The organism is Variovorax davisae, from assembly GCF_030316845.1.
GTDB classification, from domain to species: domain Bacteria; phylum Pseudomonadota; class Gammaproteobacteria; order Burkholderiales; family Burkholderiaceae_C; genus Variovorax; species Variovorax davisae.
In genome coordinates, this window is record NZ_JASZYS010000002.1 from 492247 (window position 1) to 516080 (window position 23834).

General features: G+C 70.2%; 19 protein-coding genes. 7 read left to right on the top strand and 12 right to left on the bottom strand.

The features are described from left to right. Positions 1 to 40: 40 nt before the first annotated feature. On the top strand, positions 41 to 1249 hold the full coding sequence (locus tag QTI33_RS06645; RefSeq protein WP_286504988.1) for a YVTN family beta-propeller repeat protein: 1209 nt from the start codon (positions 41 to 43) through the stop codon (positions 1247 to 1249). A gap of 1 nt (position 1250) precedes the next feature. On the opposite strand, the gene QTI33_RS06650 is transcribed toward QTI33_RS06645, so the two are convergent. The 3 genes from QTI33_RS06650 to QTI33_RS06660 are packed head-to-tail and all read right to left on the bottom strand — an operon-like array spanning position 1251 to position 6195. After that, a complete protein-coding gene (locus tag QTI33_RS06650; protein ID WP_286504989.1) occupies positions 1251 to 1985 on the bottom strand; it encodes an amino acid ABC transporter ATP-binding protein in 735 nt (244 codons plus the stop codon). After that, positions 1982 to 3244 carry a M20/M25/M40 family metallo-hydrolase gene (locus QTI33_RS06655; protein ID WP_286504990.1) on the bottom strand — a complete coding sequence of 421 codons (1263 nt, stop codon included), beginning with the start codon at positions 3242 to 3244 and terminating at the stop codon, positions 1982 to 1984. The genes QTI33_RS06650 and QTI33_RS06655 overlap by 4 nt, the downstream gene beginning before the upstream one ends. Then, positions 3241 to 6195: an FAD-dependent oxidoreductase gene (locus tag QTI33_RS06660; RefSeq protein ID WP_286504991.1), complete on the bottom strand. Its 2955-nt coding sequence runs from the start codon at positions 6193 to 6195 to the stop codon at positions 3241 to 3243. The genes QTI33_RS06655 and QTI33_RS06660 overlap by 4 nt, the downstream gene beginning before the upstream one ends. A 105-nt stretch (positions 6196 to 6300) precedes the next feature. Here QTI33_RS06660 and QTI33_RS06665 point away from each other — a divergent pair, with 105 nt between their 5' ends. The 5 genes from QTI33_RS06665 to QTI33_RS06685 all read left to right on the top strand — a co-directional run bounded on the left by QTI33_RS06665 (position 6301) and on the right by QTI33_RS06685 (position 11079). Continuing rightward, a complete protein-coding gene (locus QTI33_RS06665; RefSeq protein WP_286504992.1) occupies positions 6301 to 7197 on the top strand; it encodes a dihydrodipicolinate synthase family protein in 897 nt (298 codons plus the stop codon). 59 nt (positions 7198 to 7256) lie between these two features. Beyond that, the gene (locus QTI33_RS06670; RefSeq protein ID WP_286504993.1) at positions 7257 to 8087 is read left to right on the top strand and encodes an ABC transporter substrate-binding protein; all 831 of its coding nucleotides are present in this window, start codon (positions 7257 to 7259) and stop codon (positions 8085 to 8087) included. Positions 8088 to 8127: 40 nt separating this feature from the next. Continuing rightward, the gene (locus tag QTI33_RS06675; protein WP_286504994.1) at positions 8128 to 8853 is read left to right on the top strand and encodes an amino acid ABC transporter permease; all 726 of its coding nucleotides are present in this window, start codon (positions 8128 to 8130) and stop codon (positions 8851 to 8853) included. A gap of 13 nt (positions 8854 to 8866) precedes the next feature. Beyond that, on the top strand, positions 8867 to 10321 hold the full coding sequence (gene hydA, locus QTI33_RS06680) for a dihydropyrimidinase (RefSeq protein WP_286504995.1): 1455 nt from the start codon (positions 8867 to 8869) through the stop codon (positions 10319 to 10321). Between the two features lie 71 nt (positions 10322 to 10392). Then, a complete protein-coding gene (locus QTI33_RS06685; protein ID WP_286504996.1) occupies positions 10393 to 11079 on the top strand; it encodes a GntR family transcriptional regulator in 687 nt (228 codons plus the stop codon). On the opposite strand, the gene QTI33_RS06690 is transcribed toward QTI33_RS06685, so the two are convergent. The 9 genes from QTI33_RS06690 to QTI33_RS06730 all read right to left on the bottom strand — a co-directional run bounded on the left by QTI33_RS06690 (position 11069) and on the right by QTI33_RS06730 (position 22448). After that, positions 11069 to 12490 carry an MFS transporter gene (locus QTI33_RS06690; RefSeq protein WP_286504997.1) on the bottom strand — a complete coding sequence of 474 codons (1422 nt, stop codon included), beginning with the start codon at positions 12488 to 12490 and terminating at the stop codon, positions 11069 to 11071. The genes QTI33_RS06685 and QTI33_RS06690 overlap by 11 nt on opposite strands. 49 nt (positions 12491 to 12539) lie before the next feature. Further along, positions 12540 to 13370 carry an urease accessory protein UreD gene (locus QTI33_RS06695; RefSeq protein WP_286504998.1) on the bottom strand — a complete coding sequence of 277 codons (831 nt, stop codon included), beginning with the start codon at positions 13368 to 13370 and terminating at the stop codon, positions 12540 to 12542. A gap of 18 nt (positions 13371 to 13388) precedes the next feature. After that, positions 13389 to 16124: a winged helix-turn-helix domain-containing protein gene (locus QTI33_RS06700; RefSeq protein ID WP_286504999.1), complete on the bottom strand. Its 2736-nt coding sequence runs from the start codon at positions 16122 to 16124 to the stop codon at positions 13389 to 13391. 38 nt (positions 16125 to 16162) lie between these two features. Continuing rightward, positions 16163 to 18043: an acyl-CoA synthetase gene (locus QTI33_RS06705; RefSeq protein ID WP_286505000.1), complete on the bottom strand. Its 1881-nt coding sequence runs from the start codon at positions 18041 to 18043 to the stop codon at positions 16163 to 16165. 14 nt (positions 18044 to 18057) lie between these two features. Beyond that, on the bottom strand, positions 18058 to 19191 hold the full coding sequence (locus QTI33_RS06710; protein WP_286505001.1) for a DUF5938 domain-containing protein: 1134 nt from the start codon (positions 19189 to 19191) through the stop codon (positions 18058 to 18060). 31 nt (positions 19192 to 19222) lie between these two features. Next, on the bottom strand, positions 19223 to 19990 hold the full coding sequence (locus QTI33_RS06715; RefSeq protein WP_286505002.1) for an SDR family NAD(P)-dependent oxidoreductase: 768 nt from the start codon (positions 19988 to 19990) through the stop codon (positions 19223 to 19225). Then, positions 19987 to 20748 (bottom strand): SDR family NAD(P)-dependent oxidoreductase, encoded by a 762-nt coding sequence (locus QTI33_RS06720; protein ID WP_286505003.1) that lies wholly within the window; start codon positions 20746 to 20748, stop codon positions 19987 to 19989. Before QTI33_RS06720 ends, QTI33_RS06715 begins: the two co-directional genes overlap by 4 nt. Positions 20749 to 20901: 153 nt before the next feature. Next, positions 20902 to 21423, bottom strand: a complete 522-nt coding sequence (locus QTI33_RS06725) for a nucleoside deaminase (RefSeq protein ID WP_286505004.1) — start codon at positions 21421 to 21423, stop codon at positions 20902 to 20904. Then, the gene (locus QTI33_RS06730) at positions 21420 to 22448 is read right to left on the bottom strand and encodes an ABC transporter substrate-binding protein (protein ID WP_286505005.1); all 1029 of its coding nucleotides are present in this window, start codon (positions 22446 to 22448) and stop codon (positions 21420 to 21422) included. Before QTI33_RS06730 ends, QTI33_RS06725 begins: the two co-directional genes overlap by 4 nt. 271 nt (positions 22449 to 22719) lie before the next feature. Between QTI33_RS06730 and QTI33_RS06735 the strand changes: the two genes are divergently transcribed. Further along, entirely contained in the window at positions 22720 to 23796 is a 1077-nt protein-coding gene (locus QTI33_RS06735; RefSeq protein ID WP_286505006.1) for an aromatic ring-hydroxylating dioxygenase subunit alpha, read from the top strand. Positions 23797 to 23834: the final 38 nt, after the last annotated feature.

Genomic DNA, 23834 nt, shown 5'->3' on the forward strand with positions numbered 1-23834 from the left:
TTGCGATTCTGAACCTTTCCCCGTTTTCAAGGAGCCCCCCATGAAGCGTCATCCGATTCTTGCCACGGCGCTGGCCGCCCTGGTGCTGGCCCACCCCGCCTTCGCCGCCGGTCCCAAGGCCTATGTCGGCAACTTCAAGGACAACACGGTCAGCGTCATCGACACCGGTGCGCAGCGCGTGATCGCGACCGTGCCGGTGGCCGCGGGGCCCGACGGCATCGCGGTCGGCCGCAACGACCGCCAGGTGTTCGTGAGCGGCGCCAGCGCCTCCAGCCTCAGCGTGATCGACACCGCCAGCGACCGCATCGTCGACACCGTGGAAGTGGGCAAGGGGCCGCAGGGCCTGGCCTTGACACCGGACGGCCGCTGGCTGCTGGTGGCTGTCAACGGCGAGGACCGGGTCGCCTTCGTCGACGCCGCCACCCATGCGGTCGCGGCGACCGTGCCGGTCGCCAAGCCGCACACGCTCACCGTGTCGCCGGACGGCAGGAAGGCCTATGTGTCCTCGCAGGCGCCCGGCAGCTTCGCGCTGGTGGTGATCGACCTGGCGGCACGCACGGTCGCCGCGAGCGTGCCGCTCGAGAAGACGCCGCGCGACCTCGAACTCAACCCCGACGGCAAGACGCTCTACGTGACGATGGCCGGCCTGAGTGCGGTGCAGGTGTTCGACACCGCCACGAACAAGCCGCTGACGCAGATCCCGACCGGCGTCTCGCCGCACGTGGCGCACCTGTTCGCCGGCGCGCGCGCCGGCGTGGTGGTGGTGCAGGGGCCGGGCGAGCTGATGTTGTTCGACCCGGCGACCCAGGCGCCGGCCGGCAGCATCGCGGTCGGCAAGCAGCCGCACTGGGTCGACATGCTGCCGGGCGGCCAGAAGATGCTGGTCACCAACGAAGGATCGAACGACGTCAGCCTGGTCGACCTCGCGGGCGGCCCGGTGGTGACGATCCCGGTGGGCAACGCGCCGCGCAAGGTGGCGGTGCAGCACCGCGCCGCGGGCGGCAGCGCCAAGGTCTCGATCGACAACTTCGCCTTCGGGCCGGCGCAACTCGCCATCCATGCCGGCGACAGCGTGACCTGGACCAACGACGACGGCGCGCCGCACGGGCTGGCCTTCAACGACGGTGCGCCCGGGTCGGCCGAACTGCTGCCGGGCCAGAGCTTCAGCCGCGTCTTCGGCCAGGCCGGCATGTTCGACTACGTCTGCTCGGTCCACCCGTACATGATGGCGCGGGTGACAGTGCAATAGCTCAGTGCTGAAGGATCTTCGACAGGAACTGCTGCGCGCGGTCCGAGCGCGCGGCCGGGTTGCCGAAGAACTCTTCCTTGGCGCAGTCTTCCACGATGCTGCCGCGGTCCATGAAGATCACGCGGTGGGCGACCTTGCGCGCGAAGCCCATCTCGTGCGTGACGCACATCATGGTCATGCCCTCGCGCGCGAGCTGCACCATGACGTCGAGCACTTCGTTGACCATCTCGGGGTCGAGCGCCGAGGTGGGCTCGTCGAACAGCATCGCGATCGGGTCCATCGCCAGCGCGCGCGCGATCGCCACCCGCTGCTGCTGCCCGCCGGAGAGCTGCGACGGGTACTTGTGCGAATGGGCCTTCATGCCGACCCGTTCGAGCAGCGCCATCGAGCGGGTCCGGGCTTCACTGGCCGAGCGCTTGAGCACCTTGACCTGCGCGATCGACAGGTTCTGCTCGATCGACAGGTGGGGGAACAGCTCGAAGTGCTGGAACACCATGCCGACGCGCGAGCGCAGCCGGTTGAGGTTGATCTTGGGGTCGCCGACCGACACGCCGTCGACCGTGATCGTGCCCTGCTGGAAGGGCTCCAGCGCGTTCACGCACTTGATCAGTGTCGACTTGCCGGAGCCCGAGGGGCCGCAGACCACCACCACCTCGCCCTTCTGGATGCGCGTCGTGCAATCGGTCAGCACCTGGAAGGCGCCGTACCACTTGCTCACCTGGTTGATTTCGATCATCGGGTTTCCTCTGGAGGGGTCAGGAGTTGCAGGAGCGTGTGGGCGACCACGACCGTGGCGCGGCGCAGTTCGTCGAGCGGCACGCGTTCGTCGGCGCGGTGGCCGTTGGCCTCGAGCAGCGACTCGGGCCCGGCCCCGTACATGACGGTCGGGATGCCGGCTTCGCTGTAGAGGCGGGCATCGGTGTAGAGCGGCACGCCGATCGGCGTCACCGGCTTGCCCATCACGGCGCTCGCCTCGCGGCACATCAGCTCGGCGAAGGCCTGGGCCCCCGGTGCGGGCGCGAACGGACGCGCGAGCAGGATCTGCCGGATCTCGACCGCGATGCCCGGCAGCGCACGGCAGGCGTCCTCGATCACCTGGCGCAGCTCGGCTTCGACCGCCTCGGGCACTTCCTCGGGCACGATGCGGCGGTCGATCCGCAGCGTCAGCGTGTCGGCGACGACGTTGGTGTTGATGCCGCCCTCGATCAGGCCGACGACCAGCGTCGGATGCGTGATGCCGGGGGTCTGCGAGGGCCGCTCGGCCAGCCGGTCGCGGTGGCGGTACAGCGCGGGCAGCAGGGTCGCCGCCGCCTCGATCGCGTCAGCGCCGGTGTCGGGCCTTGCCGCGTGCGCCGACTTGCCGCGCAAGATGACTTCCAGGTGCAGGCAGCCGTTGTGGGCCACCACCACGTGGTGGGAGAAGGCGGCCGAGATCACGTAGTCGGGCCGGCTCAGGCCCTGCGACAGGATCCATCCGGGGCCGGTCATGCCGCCGGTTTCCTCGTCGTAGGTCAGGTGCAGCTCGACCGTGCCGGCGAGCCCGGTGCCCGATGCGCCCAGCGCCTTGAGCGCACGCAGGGCAAAGGCGTAGGTCGTGAAGTCCGATTTCGAGACCGCCGCGCCGCGGCCGTACAGCCAGCCGTCGCGCACCTCGCCGCCGTAGGGCGAGCCGGTCCAGCCCGCACCGGGCGGCACCACGTCGCCATGGGCGTTGAGCGCCACCACCGGTCCGTCGCCGAAGCGCTGGCGCACGATCAGGTTGGTCACGCTGCGCATGCCGTGCTGCTGCGCGAATCCGGCCGGCACCGGGTGGCGCTCGACCTCCAAATCCATGGCCTCGAGCAGCCGCGCCGTGAGTTCGGCGTGCGGCGCGCAGTCGCCGGGCGGGTTGTCGGAGGGGCATTGCACCAGCCGCGCCAGCGTCTCGACCTGCTGGTCGAAATGGGTGTCGATGAATTGGCGCAGCCCGTCGCGCGCGGATGAACGGTCGGTCATGGGGATCTAAGGAAGCGGTCGATGCGGAAAGGGGTGATGTCGATGTCGGTGCGTCCGTGCACGATCAGGTCGGCGACCAGGCGGGCGGTGACCGGCGCCAGCGTGTAGCCGTTCGATGTCACGGCGTTGTAGAAGCCGGGCAGTCCGGGCACGTCGCCGATGATCGGCGCGCCGTCGATGTTGACGTTCATGCCGGCCCAGCAGCGCACCATGTGCAGGCCGCTGACGGCCGGCAGCACCTGCCGGGCCACCCACAGGCCGCCCTCGATGCTGGCGCGCTCGGCGCGGTTCAGCCGCATGCCTTCGTGGAAGGCGGCGGTCCAGCCGCCGCCGATGATCAGGCCGCCGGTGGCCGCCTGCTTGAGGCTCAGGTGCCGGTCGGCGTGGGCGATCAGGTGGTTGACCAGCGGCGGGGCCGGCTCGGTCACGATCATCTGCAGCGGCGCGCCCTTGACCGGGATCTTGACGCCGAGCATGTCGCCGACCGTGCTCGACCAGGCGCCGCTGGCGTTGACCACGCGGCCCGCGTGGATCGTGCCGCGCGAGGTGCGGACCACGAAGCCGGCGCCATCGCCGGGCAGGCGTTCGATTTCGCGCACGTCGCAGCCGCGCAGGAAGCGCGCGCCTTGCTGTTGGGCGCGCGTCGCGACCGCGTAGGTCGCGCGCAGCGGATTGATCTTGCCCTCCATGGGGCACAGCTCGGCGCCCAGCAGCTTGTCGGACAGGGCGGGCGAAAGCCGGCGCAGTTCGGTGCCATCGATCACCTGCGCGTCGATCCCGTGGCTGCGTTCGAGCGCCGCCTTGGCCTCGATGAAGCGCATGCCGGCCTCGCTGTCGGCCACCATCAGGCCGCCGGTGATCTTGATCTCGAGGTCTTCGCCGCAGTCGGCCTCGATCGCCTGCCACAGCCGCACCGACATCGGCCCGAGCGGCAGCGTGGCCGCGGCCGGCCCGCCGCCTTCCTGCGCCTTGGCACCGAAGTCGAAGGACAGCAGCTGCACGTGCAGGCTGCCCGCGTTGGCGCCCGAGGCCTGCAGGTTGACGTCGTCGCGGTCGACCACCGTGACGTCCTGGCCGGCCTTCGACAGGTAGTGGCCGAGGCAGGAACCGAGCACGCCGGCGCCGATCACCAGCACGTCGGTGCGCAGCGTCTCGAAAGGCGCATGTTCCACCGGGCGCGCGAGGTTCGGCGTGATCGCGGGCTTGTGGCCGCCCCATTCGGGCTTCTCGAAGCCGAGCGCGCCGGCCGCCACCGGTTTCGCAGGCGGCCGGGGTGCGAAGTACTGTTCGACCTCGGGCGGCCGTCCGGTCATCTCGCTGACCAGCCTTGCCGCCGTGACCGCGCAATAGCGGCCCTGGCAGCGGCCCATGCCGAGCCGGGTGTTGCGCTTCAGCGCGGCCAGCGTGTCGCGGCCGGCGCGGATCTGTTCGCGCACCGAGCCGAAGCTGATCTCCTCGCAGCGGCACAGCAGCGTGTCGTCGCTGACCGCAGCCAGCGCGACGGGCGGTGCCTGGTACAGCGACCACAGCGCCTGCTGGAAGCATTCGGCCTGGCGCAACTGGCCCTGCGCCTTGAACGGGTCGGAGGCCAGCAGGCCGAGGTTGCGGGCCGCCGCCACGCCGGCCAGCGTGCCGCGCGCCAGGGCCACGCGCGAGCCGCCCATGTCGGCACCGTCGCCGACCACGAAGACACCCGGCAGGCTGGTCGCCCCGTCGGGGCCGGTGACCGTCGCGAGGTGGCCGAGATGCCGCTCGGCCACGCGGTGCGCGCAGCCCAGCATGCGCGCCAGTTCGGTCGAAGGGATGAAGCCGTAGCCCAGGCACAGCGTGTCGGCCTCGAAGCGCAGTGCGGGGGAGGGTGAGGCATGGCCTTGCGGATCGAGCCTGGCGGCCTGCACGAATTGCAGTTCGCCCGCGCCTTCGGCGGCGACCACCGCATGGCCCCACAGCAGCGGGACTTTGTGGGCGCGCAGCGTGCGCATGTAGCCCCAGCCCTGGCGCAGCAGGTCGGGCGCGGTGCGGGCGGCCGTGAGCAGCTGGCGCCAGTCGCGCGCGCTCGGGCGGCTGGCCGATTCGAGCACGGCCACGACGTCGGCGCCGCCGGCCAGCAGTTCCGCCGCGAGCTGCAGGTTCAGCGGCCCGTTGCCGGCGATCACCACGCGGCGGCCGGGTGCGACGCGGTAGGCCCGTGCCAGCGTCTGGGCGGCGCCGGTGGTCATCACCCCCGGCAGGGTCCAGCCCGGGAACGGCACCGGCCGCTCGTAGGCCCCCGGCGCGATCACCAGTTGCCGGCAACGGATGTTCACGGCGCGCCCGTCGATCAGCGCACTGACCTCGCGCTGGGAAAACGCGGCCCAGACCTGAGCGCCCTGCTGGACCGTGACGCCTGCGGCGAGCACCTCGCGTTCGAGCGTAAGGCCGTCGGCGAACTGCCGGTCGGTGGGCGTCGCCGCCTGGTGCGACGGGGCCAGCGGCTTGTAGAACTGGCCGCCCGATTGCAGCCGTTCGTCCAGCACCAGCACCCGTGCACCGGCGCGCCGGGCCGCGAGGGCCGCCGAGAGGCCGGCCGGTCCGGCCCCGACCACCAGCACGTCGACCTCGCGCTGCGCCGGTTCGGTCCCGGCATCGGGTGCCAGCGGCATCAGCGGGTCTTCGGGCGTCCCGGCCGGCATCGTCGAGCGGATCTGCTGCCCCTCCGCGGCCTTGGTCAGGCAGGCGCGCTGACTGGCCTGGCCGTCGATCGTCACCAGGCAGTCGAAGCAGGCGCCCATGCCGCAATAGAGGCCGCGGCGGCCGCCGTCGCGGGTGTGGCGCATGGGCCGGATGTCGTTGGCCGCGAGCGCGGCGGCGACGGTCTCGCCTTCGAGTCCGTCGACGGGCTGGCCGTCGTACCAGAAGCGGATCGGGCGTCCGCCGGTGGCGATGGAGGGGTGGGTCAGTCTGGCGCTCATGAATTCCGGTGCGAAGCAAAAAACCACTTGGACATGGTTCAATGTATACGTATACTAACCGTATACAAATACTTCGTCACCCGAATTTTTCACCGAGGACTGGCAATGACAGCGTTCCGAGGCACCTATACGGTGCTCATCACCCCCATGACCGCCGACGGAAAGCACGTGGACGTGCCGGCCCTCAAGAAGCTGGTCGACTGGCAGATCGAAGAGGGCATCCACGGGCTGATTCCCCTGGGCAGCACCGGCGAATTCCTGTCGTTGACGCCCGACGAGCGGCAGCTGGTGATCGAGACCTGCGTGCAGACCGCTGCAAAACGCGTGCCCGTGCTGATCGGCACCGGCGCCGAGTGGACCGACGAGTGCGTGCGGCTGAGCCGCGAGGCCGAGACCATGGGCGCCGACGGCGTCATGATCATTCCGCCGTTCTACAGCACGCCCACCGACGACGAGTTGTTCGAGCACTACCGCAAGGTGGGCGAATCGATCGGCGTGCCGATCATGGTCTACAACAATCCGGCCACGGCCAACGTCGACCTGAAGCCCGAACTGGTGGCGCGGCTCTCGCGCATCGACAACTGCCAGTACATCAAGGAGTCGACGCTCGAAGTCACCCGGGTGCGCGACATCATCGAGCTCTGCGGCGACCGCATGACGGTGTTCGCCGGCATCCTGGGCTACGAGTCGTTCTGGCTCGGCGCCCAGGGCTGGGTCGCGGTCTGCTCGAACCTGATCCCCAAGATGTCGGCCCGCCTGTTCGAACTGGTGGCCGACGAGCGCAACATGCCCGAGGCCCTCGCGCTCTACAAGGAGATGCTGCCGATCGTGCGCTGGGTCGGCGGCCACCGCTACGTGGCGGCGTCGAAGGACGGCCTCACGATGATGGGCCTGCCGGTCGGCAAGCCTCGGGCGCCGCGCCTGCCGCTGCCCGAGGCCGATGCCCTCGACCTGCGGCGCGAACTCGACCGCCTGGGCCTGCTGGGGTCCATCGCCGCGTAAGTCACCGCCTGATCCAGTCCCCAGTTCCCGCTTCGTTCCATCTCCACCAGGAAACCACCATGAAACTGCTTCCCGCTCTCACATCGGCCACGGTTCTTTTCATCCTCGGCACGGGGCTAGCGAACGCCCAGGCCTGCAAGTCGCCGGTGCCCGATTCGGCGCTGGTCAAGAAGGGCACCCTGATCATGTCGGTCAACCCGACCCTGCCGCCGATGCAGTTCGTCGACCAGACCGGTGCGCTCAAGGGCATGCGGGTGGAACTCGGCGAGGCGATCGCCAAGCGCCTGTGCCTGACGCCCGAATACGTGCGCATCGAGTTCTCGGCCATGATCCCGGGCCTGCAGGCCGGCCGCTGGGACGTGATCAACACCGGCATCTTCTATACCGACGAGCGCGCCAAGCTGATGCAGATGCTGCCCTACGAAGACCAGGCGATCAGCATCAGCACCGCCAAGGGCAACCCGCTCAAGATCACGAAGCCCGATGACCTGTCGGGCAAGAGCATCGGCGTCGAGATCGGCGGCTTCGAGGAGCGCAAGGCGCGCGAACTCGACAAGCAGCTGACCGACAAGGGCATGAAGGGCATGACCATCCGCACCTTCGAGAACTTCGCGATGGCCTTCCAGGCGCTGCGTGCGGGGCAGGTCGAGGTCGCGCTGTCGATCGATTCCACCGGCGCCGAATATCAGAAGCGCGGCGATTTCGACCGCGTGCTCAACGGCCTGTTCCCGACCCCGGTGGCGCTGGCGGCGAAGAACAAGGATCTGTCGGTCGCCATGGCCAAAGCCCTCAACGACATGAAGGCCGACGGCAGCTTCCAGAAGCTGTTCGACCAGTACGGCGTCAAGGCCATCGACGGCGCCGTGGTCGTCAAGGGCCCGGCGAGCTGAGCCGGCACTGCGCCACCACCGACATCAGGAAGGAAGCGACATGGGACAAGGCTGGAGCTGGTCCGGGTTCATCGACTATCTGTTCAACCCGTACATCCTGCAGGGCGCCGTCACCACGCTGTGGCTGACGCTGGCATCGATCGCAGGCGGCCTCGTCGTGGGGTGCGCGCTGGCGTTGGCCCGGCTGTCGCGCCATCGCTGGCTGGCCGCGCCCGCGCACTTCTACATCTGGATCTTCCGCGGCACGCCGCTGCTGGTGCAGCTGATCATCATCTACACCGGCCTGCCCCAGCTCGGGCTCAAGCTCTCGGTGGTCGAATCGGCGCTGCTCGGCCTGATCCTCAACGAGGCGGCCTACCTCGCCGAAGTGGTGCGCGGCGGCATCCAGTCGGTGCCGGCGGGCCAGACCAACGCGGCACGCGCGGTCGGCTTCAGCGGCCCGCAGGCCATGCGCTACATCGTGATGCCGCAGGCGATGCGGTTGATCGTGCCGACCTTGGGCAACAGCATCAACGGCCTGCTCAAGACCACCTCGATCACCTCGGTGATCTCGATGGAAGAACTGCTGCGCCGCACCCAGGTGCTGATCCAGGAGAAGTTCATGGTGCTGGAGCTGTTCGTCGTCGCCGCCATCTACTACCTGCTGATGACCACGGCGTGGGATTTTATCCAGCGCCGCATCGAGCGTCACTACGGACGCGCCTACGGCAACGCCAGCACCGGCGCGCCGGTGGTGCCCGACGCCGCGGTGCTCGAACAACGCTAGCCGGAACGGCACCATGAACAGCTACGACCTGATCCTTCGCAACGCCGACATCGCCACTGTGGGCGACCGCTACCGCGCCGACATCGGCGTGCGCGATGGCCGCATCTGCGCCATCGCGCAGCAGCTCGACGGCAGTGCCGCACGCGAGATCGACGCCGCCGGCCGGCTGGTGACGCCCGGCGGCGTCGACGGCCATTGCCATTTCGACCAGCCGACCAGCGACGGCTCGCGCTTCGCCGACGATTTCTTCACCGGCACCCGCTCCGCGGCCTGCGGCGGCACCACCACGGTGCTGCCTTTCGCGGCCCAGCAGAAGGGCCACAGCATCCAGGAGGCGGTCGACGACTACCACCGCCGCGCCGAAGGCAAGGCGGTGATCGACTACGCCTTCCACCTGATCGTCGCCGACGCCACCAAGGACGTGACGCAGCGCGAGCTGCCGGCCCTGATCGAGAAGGGCTACACCTCCTTCAAGATCTACATGACCTACGACGACCTGAAGCTGGCCGACCGGCAGATCATCGAGGTGCTGGCGGTGGCGCGCAAGCACGGCGCGATGACCATGATCCACGCCGAGAACAGCGACTGCATCGCCTGGCTGACCGAGCAGCTGCTCGATGCCGGGCTGACGGCGCCGCGCTACCACTCCAGCTCGCGGCCGATGGCGGTCGAGCGCGAGGCCACGCACCGCGCGATCGCTCTGGCCGAGCTGATCGACACGCCGATCCTGATCGTCCACGTCTCGGGCCGGGAGGCGGTCGAGCAGATCCACTGGGCGCGCGGGCGCGGTCTGCCGATCCATGCCGAGACCTGCCCGCAGTACCTGTTCCTGAGCGCGGAAGACCTGGGCATCGACCCCGACGATCCGATGCACGGCGCACGCTGCATCTGCAGCCCGCCGCCGCGCGACAAGGGCAACCAGCAGTTCATCTGGAACGGCCTGTCGAGCGGGCTGTTCACGATCTTCTCGTCCGACCACGCGCCGTTCAACATGCAGGGCAGCGACGGCAAGCGGGTGGCCGGCGAGGACGCCTCGTTCGACCGCATCCCGAACGGCATCCCCGGCGTCGAGACGCGGCTGCCGCTGCTGATGAGCGAAGGCGTGATGGCCGGGCGCATCGACATCCACCGTTTCGTCGAGCTCACGGCCACCAACCCGGCACGGCTCTACGGGCTGTATCCGAAGAAGGGCACGATCGCGGTCGGCGGCGATGCCGACTTCGTGGTCTGGGACGTCTTCGCCGAGGGGCACGAGAAAGTCATCGCCAACGACATGCTCCACCATGCGGCCGACTACACGCCCTACGAGGGCATGAAGCTGCGGGCCTGGCCCGGCGTCACGGTGTCGCGCGGCCGGGTGGTCTGGCAGGACGGCGTGTTCTCGGCGGCCGCCGGCTCGGGCCAGTTCCAGCCCTGCCTGCGCCCGCGCGCGCCCAACGCCACCAACCCGCTCGACAAGTGGCTGTGAGCTTTTCGCGGCGCACCGCATCGGCCTGCTAAGCTTTTCCCCGTCCCTCCGTGGAAACCGTCCATCCCCGCATGCCAAGCCTTCCCAGCCCCGCGCAACCCGCCACCATCACCATCGCACCGCTCGAGGTGCGCTCCGCCAGCCTGGCCGAACAGGCTTATGCCAGCCTGCGCACGCTGATCCTCGACCGCAAGATCTCGCCCGGCAGTCCGCTGCAGGAGGGGCGCCTGGCGGAAGACCTGCGCATCTCGCGCACGCCGATGCGCGAGGCGCTGGTGCGGCTGGCCGGCGAGGGCCTGCTGGTGCGGCGCGACGCCCGCTCCTATGCGGTGCGGGCGCTGGGCACCAAGGAGTATTTCGACTGCATGCGCGCGCGCGAGGTGATCGAGTGCGAGGCGATCGTGCTGGCGGTCGGCAAGATCACCGATGCCGAGATCGACGCGCTGGAAGCCGACCTCAAGGCGCTCGACAGCGGCGACCACGACGAAACCGAACACTGGCACTTCGACGACCGCTTCCACCAGCTGATCTCGACGGCCAGCGGCAACGTGGTGTTTCCGCGCCTGGTGGAAGAACTGCGCGTCAACGCGCGCCTGTTCCGCCTGCACAGCCCGCTGCACCGCCAGCGCGAGAACCACGACGAGCACGGCGAGATCATCGAGGCCCTGCGCGCGCGCGACCCCGAGCGTGCCCGCACCGCCATGCGCGAACACCTGCGCAGCCTGCAGGAAGACGTCAAGCGCGCGATCATCGAGTGAGCTCCGAGCCGAGCGGCGGCGCCACTTCCTCGAGCGGCTTGCGTTCGGCATCCACGGCCCAGCGCAAGGCCAGCAGTCCGGCGGCGATGACCAGGACGGCGCCGATCGCATAGCCGACGGCCACCGCGCCGCGGCTGCCGGTCTCGATCAGGGCGCCGAACAGCAGCGGCGCGACGAAGCCGCCGGCGCCGGTGCCCACCGCATAGAAGATGGAGATCGCCACCGCGCGGATCTCCAGGGGGAACACCTCGCTCACCGTGAGGTAGGCCGAGCTGGCCGCCGCAGAGGCCAGGAAGAACACGGCCGACCAGCAGAGCGCCTGGCTGCGGGCGTCGAGCCAGCCCTGCATGAAGGCCCAGCCGGTCAGCGCCAGTCCGACGCCCGACAGCACATAGGTCAGCGCGATCATCCGGCGCCGGCCGACGCGGTCGAACAGCGGGCCCAGCAGCAGCGGGCCGAGCACGTTGCCGAGCGCGAACGGGAAGATGTAGAGCGCGACCCTCTCGGCGGGCACGCCGTGGAAGCGGGTCAGGACCAGGGCGTAGGTGAAGAAGATCGCGTTGTAGAAGAAGGCCTGCGAAAGCATCAATGCCAGCGCCACCGCGCTGCGCCGCGGGTAGCGTTTCAGCAGCACCTGGGCGACTTCGCGCCAGCCCGGGATGGCGCGGCCGCCGAAGCTGGCATGGCCGACGGCGGCGGGCAGGGGGCCGTGCTGCGCCTGGGCCTCGGCTTCGATCCGCTGCACGATGCGTTCGGCCTCGTCGGCGCGGCCGTGCGCGATCAGCCAGCGCGGGCTCTCGGGCACGTCGCGCCGCACCAGCAGGATCGCCACCGCCAGCAAGGCGCCGAGCGCGAAGGCGACGCGCCAGCCCCGCACCGGGCCGAGCACCTGCGGATCGAGCAGCCACAGGCTCAGCCCGGCGCCGAGGGCGGCGCCGACCCAGAAGCTGCCGTTGATCGCCAGGTTCACGCGGCCGCGCACCCGTGCCGGGATCAGCTCGTCGATGGCCGAGTTGATCGCCGCATATTCGCCGCCGATGCCCAGGCCGGTGGCGAAGCGGCACAGCGCGAAGAAGGCGAAGTTGGGCGAGAAGGCCGTGGCCAGCGTGGCCGCGGCATACACCGCCAGCGTGATGAGGAACAGCTTCTTGCGCCCCAGCCGGTCGGCCAGGCGGCCGAACACCAGCGCGCCGATGACGGCGCCGCCGATGTAGAGCGACCCCGAGCCGCCGATCTGGGCCGCGCTCAGGCCCAGCGTGTCGGGCCGCTCGAGCACCCCGCCGATCGATCCGACCAGCGTGACTTCGAGCCCGTCGAGCACCCAGGCCACGCCCAGCGCGATCACCACGCGCCAGTGCCAGCGCGACCAGGGCAGGCGGTCGAGGCGGGCCGGGATGTCGGTGCGGGTCATCGCGGCCAGTGTAGGCAGGGCTTTCGCAGGCCCCCGTCGGACGGGAACCCTACATCGACCAGATGCGCGGCGGCTCGCCGGTCATCTGCCAGAGCTCGGCCCGCCAGGCCTTCCAGACCTGGCGCAGCAGCTGCATCGCCGGCTCGACCACCGGCGCCAGGACGCGCAGCACGATGATCTCCCCATGCGGACTGGTGACGCCGGCCCGCTCGTTCAGCTCGTGCGCCTCGATCAGCGCGCGGGCGGCGTCGAGCGCCGCATCGCGCCGGGCGCGCGCCAGCGGCGTGCCGGCAACGAAGAAGAGCGACGCCAGGCAGCGCTGGCCCGCCAGCCCGAGCGGGCTTTGCAGCAGCCGCTGGTCGGCGGCGTCGATGCGCCCGCGCTCCAGCCATCGCCCGGGCGCCTCGATGTGCTGCTGCAGCGAGCCGCGTTCGAAGGGCTTGCCGGCGTTGGGCAGTCCGAGCGCCGTGACGTCCCAGCCGATCAGCTCGGCGCCTTGCGCCACCCGCAGGGTCAGCCGGTTCTCGGCCCGGCAGCCGCTGAAGCAGATCGCCTCCAGCGGCAGCCATTCGAGGCGGGCGCCGGCTTCGAGCTGCAGTTCGGTGCGCTGCAGCGCCAGTTCGCCATCCGAGCGGTAGAAGCGCGAGGCGCCCGGCGTGGTGATGAGGCCGTGGCTGCCGGCGCCGGCCCGCACCCGGATGTCCAGCGTGTCGCCGCCCACCAGCCCGCCGGGCGGATGCACCAGCACGTTGTGGCAGACCGGGTCGCCCTCCGGGTAGAGGCTCTGCAGGATCCGCAGCGGGCCTTCATGGCGAAAGCGGGCCACGCTGCGGGCGTGTTCAAGTTGGTAGTCGAGGTCGAGTCGCGCGTGCCAGGGCATGTCACCGAGTGTAGGGACTCAGAGCAGCGACTTTTCCTGCGCCCGGGCCAGCGCCCCGATGCGGTTCTTGACGCCGAGCTTGGCGAAGATGTTGTGCAGGTGCCATTTCACCGTCGCTTCGGAGAGGAACAGGCTCTGTGCCAGCTCGCGGTTGCCGAGGCCGGCCTTGAGCAGCCGCAGGATCCCGATTTCGCGCTCGGTCAGTTCCTCGGCCTCGCTGCGCGCGTGCTGCGGCTCCGGGGCCGCGGCAGCGACCGGCGTGCGGCCCGCCGCTGCGAGCAGGCGGCGCAGGTAGTCGTCGACCCCGGGGGGCGCCACCGGCCGCCGGGCGGCGATCATCTCGACCAGGTCGAGCAGCTGCGGTTCGGCATCGACCAGGCTGCGCAGCAGGCCGCAGCGGGCCGCCAGGGCCAGCGCGTCGTCGAGCGTGCGCAGCGCCAGGGCCGGGTCGTGCGCGCGCTGCGGGTGCAGGGCCCGCAGCAGCAGCAGGCGCGCCTGCTGCGCCTGGTGGCCGTCGCGCTGGGCGCGCCGCAGCGCATCGTTGAGGGCGCCGGCCACGGGCGCGCCGCCACCCTGCGCCAGCCGCAGGCGCAGGATGGCCAGGCCGACGCTGTCTTCCTCGGCCGCCACGGCGCTGGCCGGGGCCGCGCCGCCGTGGCCGATGAAGCCATAGGACTGGGCGAGCTTGAGCGCATCGTCGAGTGAGGCCACCGACAGGCGCAGCGTGCAGCGCTCGGCGGCCAGGATGCGCGCCAGCCGCGGCAGCCCGAGCCGGTGGCCGAGCGATTCGCCTTCGAGCAGGCAGCTGTCGGCGCCCGCGAGGTCGCCGCGCAGGCGCAGCAGCCGGGCCCGCGTGAGGTAGCCGGCGGCACTCATCTCGACCAGGCCGTGCTCGTCGATGAAGGGCAGGCCGAGGTCCAGGTAGCGCTGGGCCTGGGCGAGCTCGCCCTGCTCGTAGCAGACCTCGGCCGCCAGCAAGGTCAGCATCGAGCCCGCGTAGGAAGCGACGCCCAGGCTGGGCTCGACCGTGGCCAGGCCGAGGCGGGCCTGGGCCATCGCCTCGGGCAGGTCGCCGCGGCGCATCGCGATCACCATCGCCAGCGCGCTGGCCCAGGCCAGGCCGTAGTGGGCGCCGCATTCCTCGAAGGCGCGGCGGGCGATCGCCAGCGCCTGCAAACCCTGCTCGAAGGCGTCGCTGGCCGCGCAGCCGGCCGCCAGCACGTTGGCCACCACGCCGGTGCGGAAGGCCTCGGCCCGGGGCCAGGACCGGAGCCAGGCTTCGCTCGCGGACTTGGCCAGCAGCGGCTGGTCGGACAGTGCGAAGTAGACGCAGCGGATCATCTCGACCACGCAGCGCACGCCCTCGTCGCCGTCGTCCGCGCAGGCGCTTTCGAGCGCCCGCAGCTCCTGGTCGGCCTCGGCATGGCGCCGGGTCAGCACCAGCGACCAGGCATGGCCGGTGCGGATCTTGGGCCGCGCATGGATCAGCGCCTGCGGCAGCCGCGTGAGCCAGCCGAGCAGCGTGGCGTGCTCGCCGCGGTACTGCACCAGCTCGCCCGAGAACTCGGCCACCAGGTCGGCGGCGCGCTCGACGTCCTGGCCGTCGAAGGCATAGCGCACCGCCTCGTGCGGCAGCCGGTGCCGGTTGAACCAGTCGCTGGCGCGCAGGCAGATGGCCCGCGCCGGCTCGCCCGGGCGCTCCTTGGCGCGCCCGCGCAGGTAGTCGGCGAACAGGTGGTGGTAGCGGAACCAGGTGCGCGAGCGGTCCAGCCCCGAGAGGAACAGGTTGCGGGCCTGGATCTCGGCCAGCATCGCATGGCTGTCGTCGCGCTGCAGCACTTCGTCGCACAGCTCGGCGCAGAAGCGGTCGAGGCCGGCGGTGTCGAGCAGGAAGTCGCGCAGGGCCGGCCGCAGGCTGTCGAGCACCTGCTCGCCGAGGTAGTCGGTGATGTCGCGGTCGGTGCCCGAGAAGGCGGCCAGGAAGGCCCCCCGGTCGCCGCTCTCGCGCAAGGCCAGCGAGGCCAGCTGGAGGCCGGCGATCCAGCCCTCGGTGCGCTCGTGCAGGGTCTGGAGCTGGCCGCGCTCCAGCGGCGCGCCGCTCACGCGGCCGACGAAGTCGGCAGCCTCGTCGAGGCCGAGTCCGAAGTGCGAGGCGTCCAGCTCCAGCAGCTCGCCGCGCAGCCGCAGCTGGCTCAGCGACAGCGGCAGCCGGGTGCGGCTGGCGATCACCAGGCCGACGCTGGCGGGCAGGTGGCCGATCAGCCATTCGAGCTTGCGGTGCACGCCGTCGTCATGCACCAGGTGGAAGTCGTCGAGCACCAGCAGCAGCCGATGGTCGTGGCCCATCAGGTCGTGCAGCAGCGAGGCGACCACCGCATCGGGCGAGGCCATCGTGCCGCCGTCGGTCTGCGCGAGCGCGCTGCGGCCGAGCCGGGCATCCGCATGGTGCAGGGCGGCCGCGACGTAGCGCACGAAATGCAGCGGGTCGTTGTCCTCGGCGTCGAGACTGAGCCAGGCGCAGGTGATGCCATGCGGCTCCAGCTGCGCCACGAACTGGGCCAGCGCCGTGGTCTTGCCGTAGCCGGCCGGCGCGGTCACGCTGGCCACCCGCTGCATCAGGCCCGCGTGCAGCCGCGCCGACAGCGTGGAGCGCGCGAGCAGGCGCAGCGACAGCTGCGGCGGCGCCAGCTTCGATTCGACCAGCACGGCCGCCGATGCGGGCCTGTCTACGGACTTGCCTGTCGCCCGCGCCATGGGGGTTCCTTGCTGCAACGAGGGGCGATCAGTGTGCCTCATCCTGCCTGCCAGGCCAGCGTCCAGTGCACCGGCAGGGCGGCCAGCCCGGCCTCTGCCGCCCGCATGCGCGCTTCGGCCTCCGGGCCGCCGGGCCGGGCCGCGCTGATGCGGGCTTCCAGGCCGTGCTTGGGATGCGGCTCGACCGCGACCTGCACCTCGACCTCGCCGCAGGCCGCGCGCACCGCATCGGCCAGCGCCCGCGCGATCGCCTGCTGGCGCAGCGCGGGCTTGAAGATCTTGTTGACCGCGGTCAGCGGCATCGTGTCGAGCACCACCACCTCGACCGGCACCGCGGCCCGCTCGGTGATCGTGCTGCGGGCATGCGCGAGCAGTTCGGCCGGATCGCATTGCGCGCCGCGGCGCAAGGTCACGTAGGCCATCGGCAGCTCGCCCGCGTGCGCATCCGGCTTGCCCACCGCGGCCGCGATCTCGACCGCCGGATGGCGCATCAGGCCTTCCTCGATCATCGCCGGGTCGATGTTGTGGCCGCCGCGGATGATCAGGTCCTTGGCCCGGCCGGTGAGCCAGAAGTAGCCCCTGGCGTCCTGGCGGCCGAGGTCGCCGGTGTTGAGCCAGCCGTCGGCCAGGCAGACGCCGCGGTTGTCGCTGTCCTTCACGTAGCCCGCGAAGACGAAGGGGCCGCGCAGCAAGATCGTTCCGATCTCGTCGGTCGCGGCCTCGCGCTCGACTTCGCCGTCGGCACCGAGCTGCGCCACCTTCATCTGCTGGTAGGGCAGGCGCAGGCCGATGGAGCCGATCGCGCGTTCGCCGTCGCGCGGGTTGATCGAGCTGACGCAGGTCGCTTCGGTCATGCCGTAGCCCTCGAGCAGCTTGAGGCCCGTGGCCTGCTCGAAGCGCTGGAACAGTTCGGGCGCGAGCGGCGCGGCGCCGCAGATCGCGAAGCGCAGCGAGGCGATGTCGGCGCCGTCGCGCGGCACGTTGAGCAGGGCGGACAGCACCGTCGGCACCGCACTGAAGAAGGTCGCCCGATAGCGCTCGACCGAGCGCCAGAAGGCCGCGAAGGTGCGCGGATCGCGATAGCCGGCGGGCGACAGCAGCACCACGTGCGCGCCGACGCCGAAGGCGGCGAGCCCGGTGATCAGCATCGCATTCGAGTGGAAGAGCGGCAGGCCGCACAACAGCGTGTCGCCGCTGCCGATGTCTGCGACGGTGGTCAGCGACCAGGCATTCGCGGCTTCGTTGAAATGCGTGCGGCGCGCCAGCTTGGGCGTGCCGGTGGTGCCGCCGGTGTGGAAGTACGAGGCCACGTCCTCGCCCTTGGGCGGCGCGCCCAGCAGCCTGTCGCCCGGCTGCTGGGCCAGCAGCGCGTCGAACTCCAGCGCCCACGGCGGGCACAGCCCGAGGCCGCCGATGCGCAGGACGGCGCGCAGCGTCGGTACGCGCTCGCGCAGGGCCTCGACCTTTTCCCAGATGCCGGGCTGCGCCTGCCGCCCCTGCGCCACCAGCACCACGGTGCCCGCGGCGTTGAGGATGCCGGCCATGTGCTCGACTTCGAGGAAGGGATTGACCGGGTTCACGATGCCCACGGCCTCCGCGCCCCAGAGCGTGAAGTGGGTCTCGGGCAGGTTCGGCAACAGGTAGGACACGACGTCGCCGCGGCCCACGCCCAGGCCCGTGAAGACGTTGGCCGCCTGCGTGATGCGCTGCAGCAGCGTGGCGTAGTCGAAGCGCGTCTCGCCGTCCGCCGGGTCGCCGGTCGGCACGAAGGTCAAAGCCGGTGCGCCGGGGGTGGCCGCCGCCTGCCGCGCGATGGCGGCATAGCTCGACACGGGCCGCTCGAGCCGGGCCTCGATCGGCACGGCCTCCAGCGCCTCGACATCGGCCAGGTGGCGCAGGGGCGCGCGAAGGCTCGTCATCTGCGGCGGCCGCTTCAGCTCTCGACCCTGAGTTCGGGCTTGGCCACCAGGCCGAAGCTGCGCAGCACGCCCAGCAGTTCATGGTGGCCGAAGGCCTGGCAGCCGGAGGCGAAGCCGACTCGCTTCGGCGGCTGCTGCAGCAATGCGTAGGCGGCGTGCGCCTGCAGCAGCCCGGTCTGCTTGTAGTTGCAGTTGCCGAAGATCACGCAATGCGCGCGGCCCAGCGGGCCGGTGGCGTGCACCGAATCGACCGACTTGTTCAGGCGCGGGTTCTCACGCGGCGGCATGCTGTTCATCACGCCGGCGGCGGTCTGCGCCAGCGCGGCGTAGCGTTCGTCGGGCGGCATGCCTTCGGTGGCCTTCAGCGCGGCCGCGACGATCTGCGGCACGCCCAGCATCAGCGGCTTGTTGAACACGCCGCCCAGCACCTTGACGTTGGCCACCCGCGGGTCCTTGCGGAACCACACCGGGTGCGAGGTGCCGCCCCACGGCAGCGCCAGCGCCATCTCGTGCTGGCCGGGAATGGCCAGGCTGTAGAGGCCGGCGTCGGGCTGCCATTCGACCATCTTGTTCTGGTGCAGGAAGAAGGCCTTCGACGTGGCGGCATTGACCAGGATGGTCTGGGTCGAGGCGATGGTCGGGCTGCCGCCCCAGAACACTGCGATGTCCAGGGTGTCCAAGCCCGGTGTCTCCAGGCAGAGCTGCGCGGCGATCTCGCCGGTGGTGTACATCTGCGCCAGCCCGGGCGACAGCAGCAGCCCGGCTTGCGCGAACCTGGCGCCGAACTCTTCCTCGAGCGTGATCAGCCAGTCCTGCTCGCCGGTGGTGTCGGTGTAGTGGCACTTGGCGGCCAGGCAGGCATTCACCACCTCGGGGCCGAACTTGGCGAAGGGGCCGACGGTGTTCAGCACCACCGAGGCGCCGGTGAAGAGCCGGGTCAGCGCCTCGGTGGTGTGCGCCACCTCGACGACTTCATAGTCCGCGGTCTCGATGCCGGCCACGTTGGCCTTCATGGCCTCGTTGAGTTTCTCCGCGCTGCGGCCGGCGGCAATGAAGGGCACGCCGTACTCGCGCAGGTATTCGCAGATCAGCCGGCCGGTGTAGCCGCTGGCGCCGTAGACGATGACGGGCTTCTTGGTGCTGCTCATGGTGTGGGTTTCCCGGGTCTGTTGGATGGGTTCAGAGAAGGGACGAGCTGACGCCGCCGTCCAGCACGAAGGGGCTGCCGTTCGAGAAGCTGGCGCGCTCCGAGGCCAGGAAGACGGCCAGGTTCGCCACCTCCTGCGGCGTGCCGTAGCGCCCCTGGCGCTGGGCGATCACCGCGTCGAAGTCCGGGATGCCGAGCATCTGCTCGAACTCCTTCTTGCGCGGCTTGACCATGTCGGTCTCGATGAAGGCCGGCAGGATGGCGTTGACGCGGATGTTGTGCGCCCGCAGTTCGGTCGCGGCGGTCTGGGTGAGCGACACCACGCCGGCCTTGGCCGCCGCATAGCTGCCGATCAGCGGGCAGGCCGCCTTCGCCGTGACCGAGGCCATCGTGACGATCGCGCCGCCACCGGCCGCGATCAGCGCCGGCGCCGCATAGCGGATGCAGAGGAACACGCCGTCGAGGTTGACGGAAGTGACTTCGCGCCATTGCTCGTAGCTGGTGGCGACCAGTGGCGAGAGCATGGCGACGCCGGCGTTGGCGACCATGATGTCGAGCCGGCCATGTTGCTTCGTGGCCGCGGCGACCAGCGCCTCGACCTGGGCCGGCACGCGCACGTCGCAGGCCACCGCGCTGGCGCCCGGCAGCGAGGCCGCGACCTTCTGCGCCGCCTCGGCGTCGAGGTCCGACACGATGACTTTCGCGCCCTCGGCGGCATAGGCGCGCGCGATGGCCTCGCCGAGCCCGCGCCCGGCGCCCGTGACGATCGCGACCTTGTCTTGAAGCAGCAATTGGCTCATAGCAATCCGGCAGACAGGCCGCCGTCCAGGATGTAGTGGGAGCCGGTGGTCCAGCTGGCGGCGTCGGAGGCGAGGAAGGCGGTCATCTCGGCCACTTCGAGCGGCGTGCCGAGCCGCAGCTGCTTGGCCGCGACCAGCGCGCTGAACGGCACGCCGACAATGGCTTCGACGGTGGGAATCAGCCGGTCGACCATCGCCGTGCCGATGAAACCCGGGCACACGGCGTTGACGCGGATGCCGGTCGGCTTGAGCTCGGCGGCGGCGGTGCGGGTGAGCTGGATCACCGCCGACTTCGACGCCGCATAGGAGCCGAACAGCGGCACGCCGTTGGTGCCGGCCAGCGACGAGATGTTGACCACCGAGCCCTTGCCCGAGGCGACCAGGGGCCCGAGCGCGCTCTTCATGCCGAGGAAGACGCCCATCACGTTGATGTTCATCAGGCGCTGGAATTCTTCCTCGCTCTGTTCGAACAGCGGCTTGACGATCTCGATGCCGGCGTTGTTGACCAGCGTGTCGAGGCCGCCGAAGGCGGCGGTGGTGGCCTCGACGGCGCGGGCCCAGTCGGCCGCCTGGGTGACGTCGCAGCGCACGGACCGGGCCATCGGCCCGAGTTCGTCGGCGGCCCTGGCGGCACCGGCTTCGTCGATGTCGGCCAGCATCACCTGCGCGCCGCGTTCGACGAAGAGACCGGCGATGGCTCGACCGAGCCCCTGCGCCGCCCCTGTGATGAGGGCCTTTCGGCCCTGCAGTTCGATCATGCGTTTGTCTCCTGGGTTCGAAGGTCCGGCCGGGCCGCGCTCGCAGGCGCAGTCCCGGAACGGGTGCTATTCGAACTCCGGAGGCTTCGCATGCCTCCCACCTAAAGGTTGGTTTTTCGTGCTGCGGCGCAGCACGTGCCCGTCAGCCTGTGCTCAGGTCTTCCAGGCGCCCACGTGCGCCGCGCCGGCTTCGTCCACCAGCGCTGGTCCGATGCATTCGATCGCATGCGGCGAGGCCCGGAACACGTCGCGGCAGGACAGCTCGGCATCGCGCTGGTCGCCGCGCTCGCCGCGGAACACGCGCAGCCGCTCGGCGTCGATGCCGAACACCACGCGGCCGATGTTGGCCCAGAAGATCGCGCCCGCGCACATCACGCAGGGCTCGCCCGACGAATAGATCGTGGCGCCCGCCAGTTCCTCGCGCGACAGCTTGCGCGCGCCGAGCATGCGCACCGCGTTGGTCTCGGCATGGCCCGTGACGTCGCCGGTCTCGGCGGTGTTGCAGTAGGCCTCGGCCAGCACCTCGCCGGCCGCCGAGACCACCACCGCTCCGAAGGGCCGGTTGCCACGCCGGCGGCCGGCGTGCGACCAGACGATGGCCTTGCGCAGGTAGCGGCCGTCGCGCTCGTCGAGCTGCTGCTCGACCGGGAAGGTGTCTGAAAGAAGTGAACTCATGCCTGGATGCTACGTTCATTGCGCGCCGGCAGCATCGAGCTGTTGAAGATGGCGTCGGCCGAAGGCCGGGTCTTGAGCCCGAACACTTCGGCGACTTCGTCGACCTGCTGCTCGAGCAGCAGCTTGCGGATGTCGCCCAGGCCGTGGCCGCGCGTGTCGGGTGCGCCGACGTACTGCGCCGTGATGGCCCAGCGGTCGAGCTCGACCTTGGGGTCGAGGATCGGTTCGCGCTGGCGCATCGCCGCGATGCTGGGCGCCGGGTTGGCGAAGGTCTCGACGATCGCCCGGTTGGTGGCGCGCAGGAAGGCCGCCACCGCCTTCGGGTTCTGGGCGATCAGGTGGCTGCTGGCGAGGATCGCGTTGCCGTACAGGTTGACGCCGGCGTCCGAATACTTGAGCACCGACAGCTCGTCGGCCTTCATGCGCGCGAACAGCGAGACCGCGGAGTCGTGGAAATAGGTGGCGGCATCGACATCGCCGCGCACCATCACGTTGTCGCGGGCGCTGAAGTCGGTGGTCTGCCACTGGAAGGCGTCGGGCTTCATGCCCTGCTTGCGCGCCACCATCGGCCAGGCGCGGCGCGTCGATTCGACCGCCGCGGCCGCCACCTTCTTGCCCTGCAGGCTCTTGAAGTCGGGGCCGACGCCGCGGTCCTTGCGCCCGATGATCACGAACGGTGCACGGTTGTAGTACTGGTAGACCGCCTGCACCATCGGGGTGCCCGGATTCTGCGCGTTGAACTCCACCAGCGAGCTGATGTCGCCGAGGCCCAGCTGGTAGACGCCGCTGGCGATGCGCGTGATGGAGGCCACCGAGCCGGCGCCGGTGTCGATCGCGACGTCGAGCCCTTCGTCCTTGTAGTAGCCCTTGCTCTCGGCCAGGAAGAAGGGCGCGGTCTGGCCGTTGATGCGGAAGTCGAGCGTGAACTTGAGCGGCGTGAGCTTGCCGCCCTGCGCGAGCACGGCAGGGGCGGCGAGGGCGGCGGCGCAGGCGGCGCCGGTGGCGATGAAGTGGCGGCGTTGCATGAAGGTGATCTCCGGAATTCGTGGGTCTTGAACACCCCGCCGGGCCGGCGAGGCACTTCAAGAGCAATTTCCGGGCGGCGCACGAATCGGGTGCGGGCGCTGCTGAACGCTTCTACTCTTGACCGCAGTCATGCAGGAGGCATGCCAACTCGCGGGCCCGCAATTTGCATGAGAATCGGCGCAGAGTAGAAGCGTTCAGCTCCCGCGCACGGTCGCGGAGCGGGAAATTGCTCTTTCAAGTTGGTCCTCACGCAACCGAAGGAGTCTTTTCATGCTCGTCACGCAGCAACCCGTTTTCCGCAAGTTCTGGCATGCCGTCATGCCCCTGGCCGATCTGCAGCAGGGGCCGAAGCCCTTCACGCTGCTCGGCGAGAACATCGTCCTGTTCCTCGATGCCGACGGCCAGCCGGCCGCCTTGCGCGACCGCTGCTGCCATCGCACCGCGAAGCTGTCGAAGGGCTGGTGCGTCGACGGCGAAGGCAAGGCCTGCGGGCAGGGCGCGATCCAGTGCGGCTACCACGGCTGGACCTACGACCGCAGCGGCCAGGTGATACGCATCCCCCAGTACGAACCCGAGCGCAAGATCTCGCCCGAGTACAAGACCACCGCCTACCACTGCAGCGCGCGCTACGGCTACGCCTGGGTCGCGCTCGAAGAGCCGATCGCCGAGATCCCGGCAATCCCGGAGTTCGACGATCCGGGCTTTCGCACCATCCACCAGTTCTATGAAGAGTGGCAGACCAGCCCGATGCGCGCGCTCGAGAACTCCTTCGACAACTCGCATTTCAGCTTCGTGCACCGGGCGACCTTCGGCGTGGCCGCGAGCCCGAAGCCGAGCAAGTACGAACTGGTCGAGAACGAATCGGGCTTCTACGCCGAGACCGTGATCCAGGCGGCCAACCCCGAGAAGTTCCATGCCATCAGCGGCGTGACCGACCCGATCACCACCCGCCACATGCGCAACGCCTACTTCCTGCCGTTCTCGCGCCGGCTCGACATCGAATACCCCTCGGGCATCCGCCACATCATCATCAACTGCTTCACGCCGATCGACGACGGCCGCATGCAGCTGTGCCAATGGCTGTTCCGCAACGACTGCGAGGCCGATTGCGCGGCGCAGATGCTGATCGACTTCGACGAGGAGATCACGCGCGAGGACAAGGACATCCTCGAGTCGACCGACCCCGATGCGCTGGTCGACACGCGCCGGCGCGGCGTCGAGTACTCGATGGAGTCGGACCGTCCCGGCATGCTGATCCGCAAGCACCTGATGCAGCTGCTGGCCCGGCATGGCGAGGCCGAGGTGCATCGCGGCATGCGCGTGGTGCCGCTGGCGCAGGCGGCCTGAAGAGGGCGCTACCATGGCGCTCGATTTGAAGGAGTGCC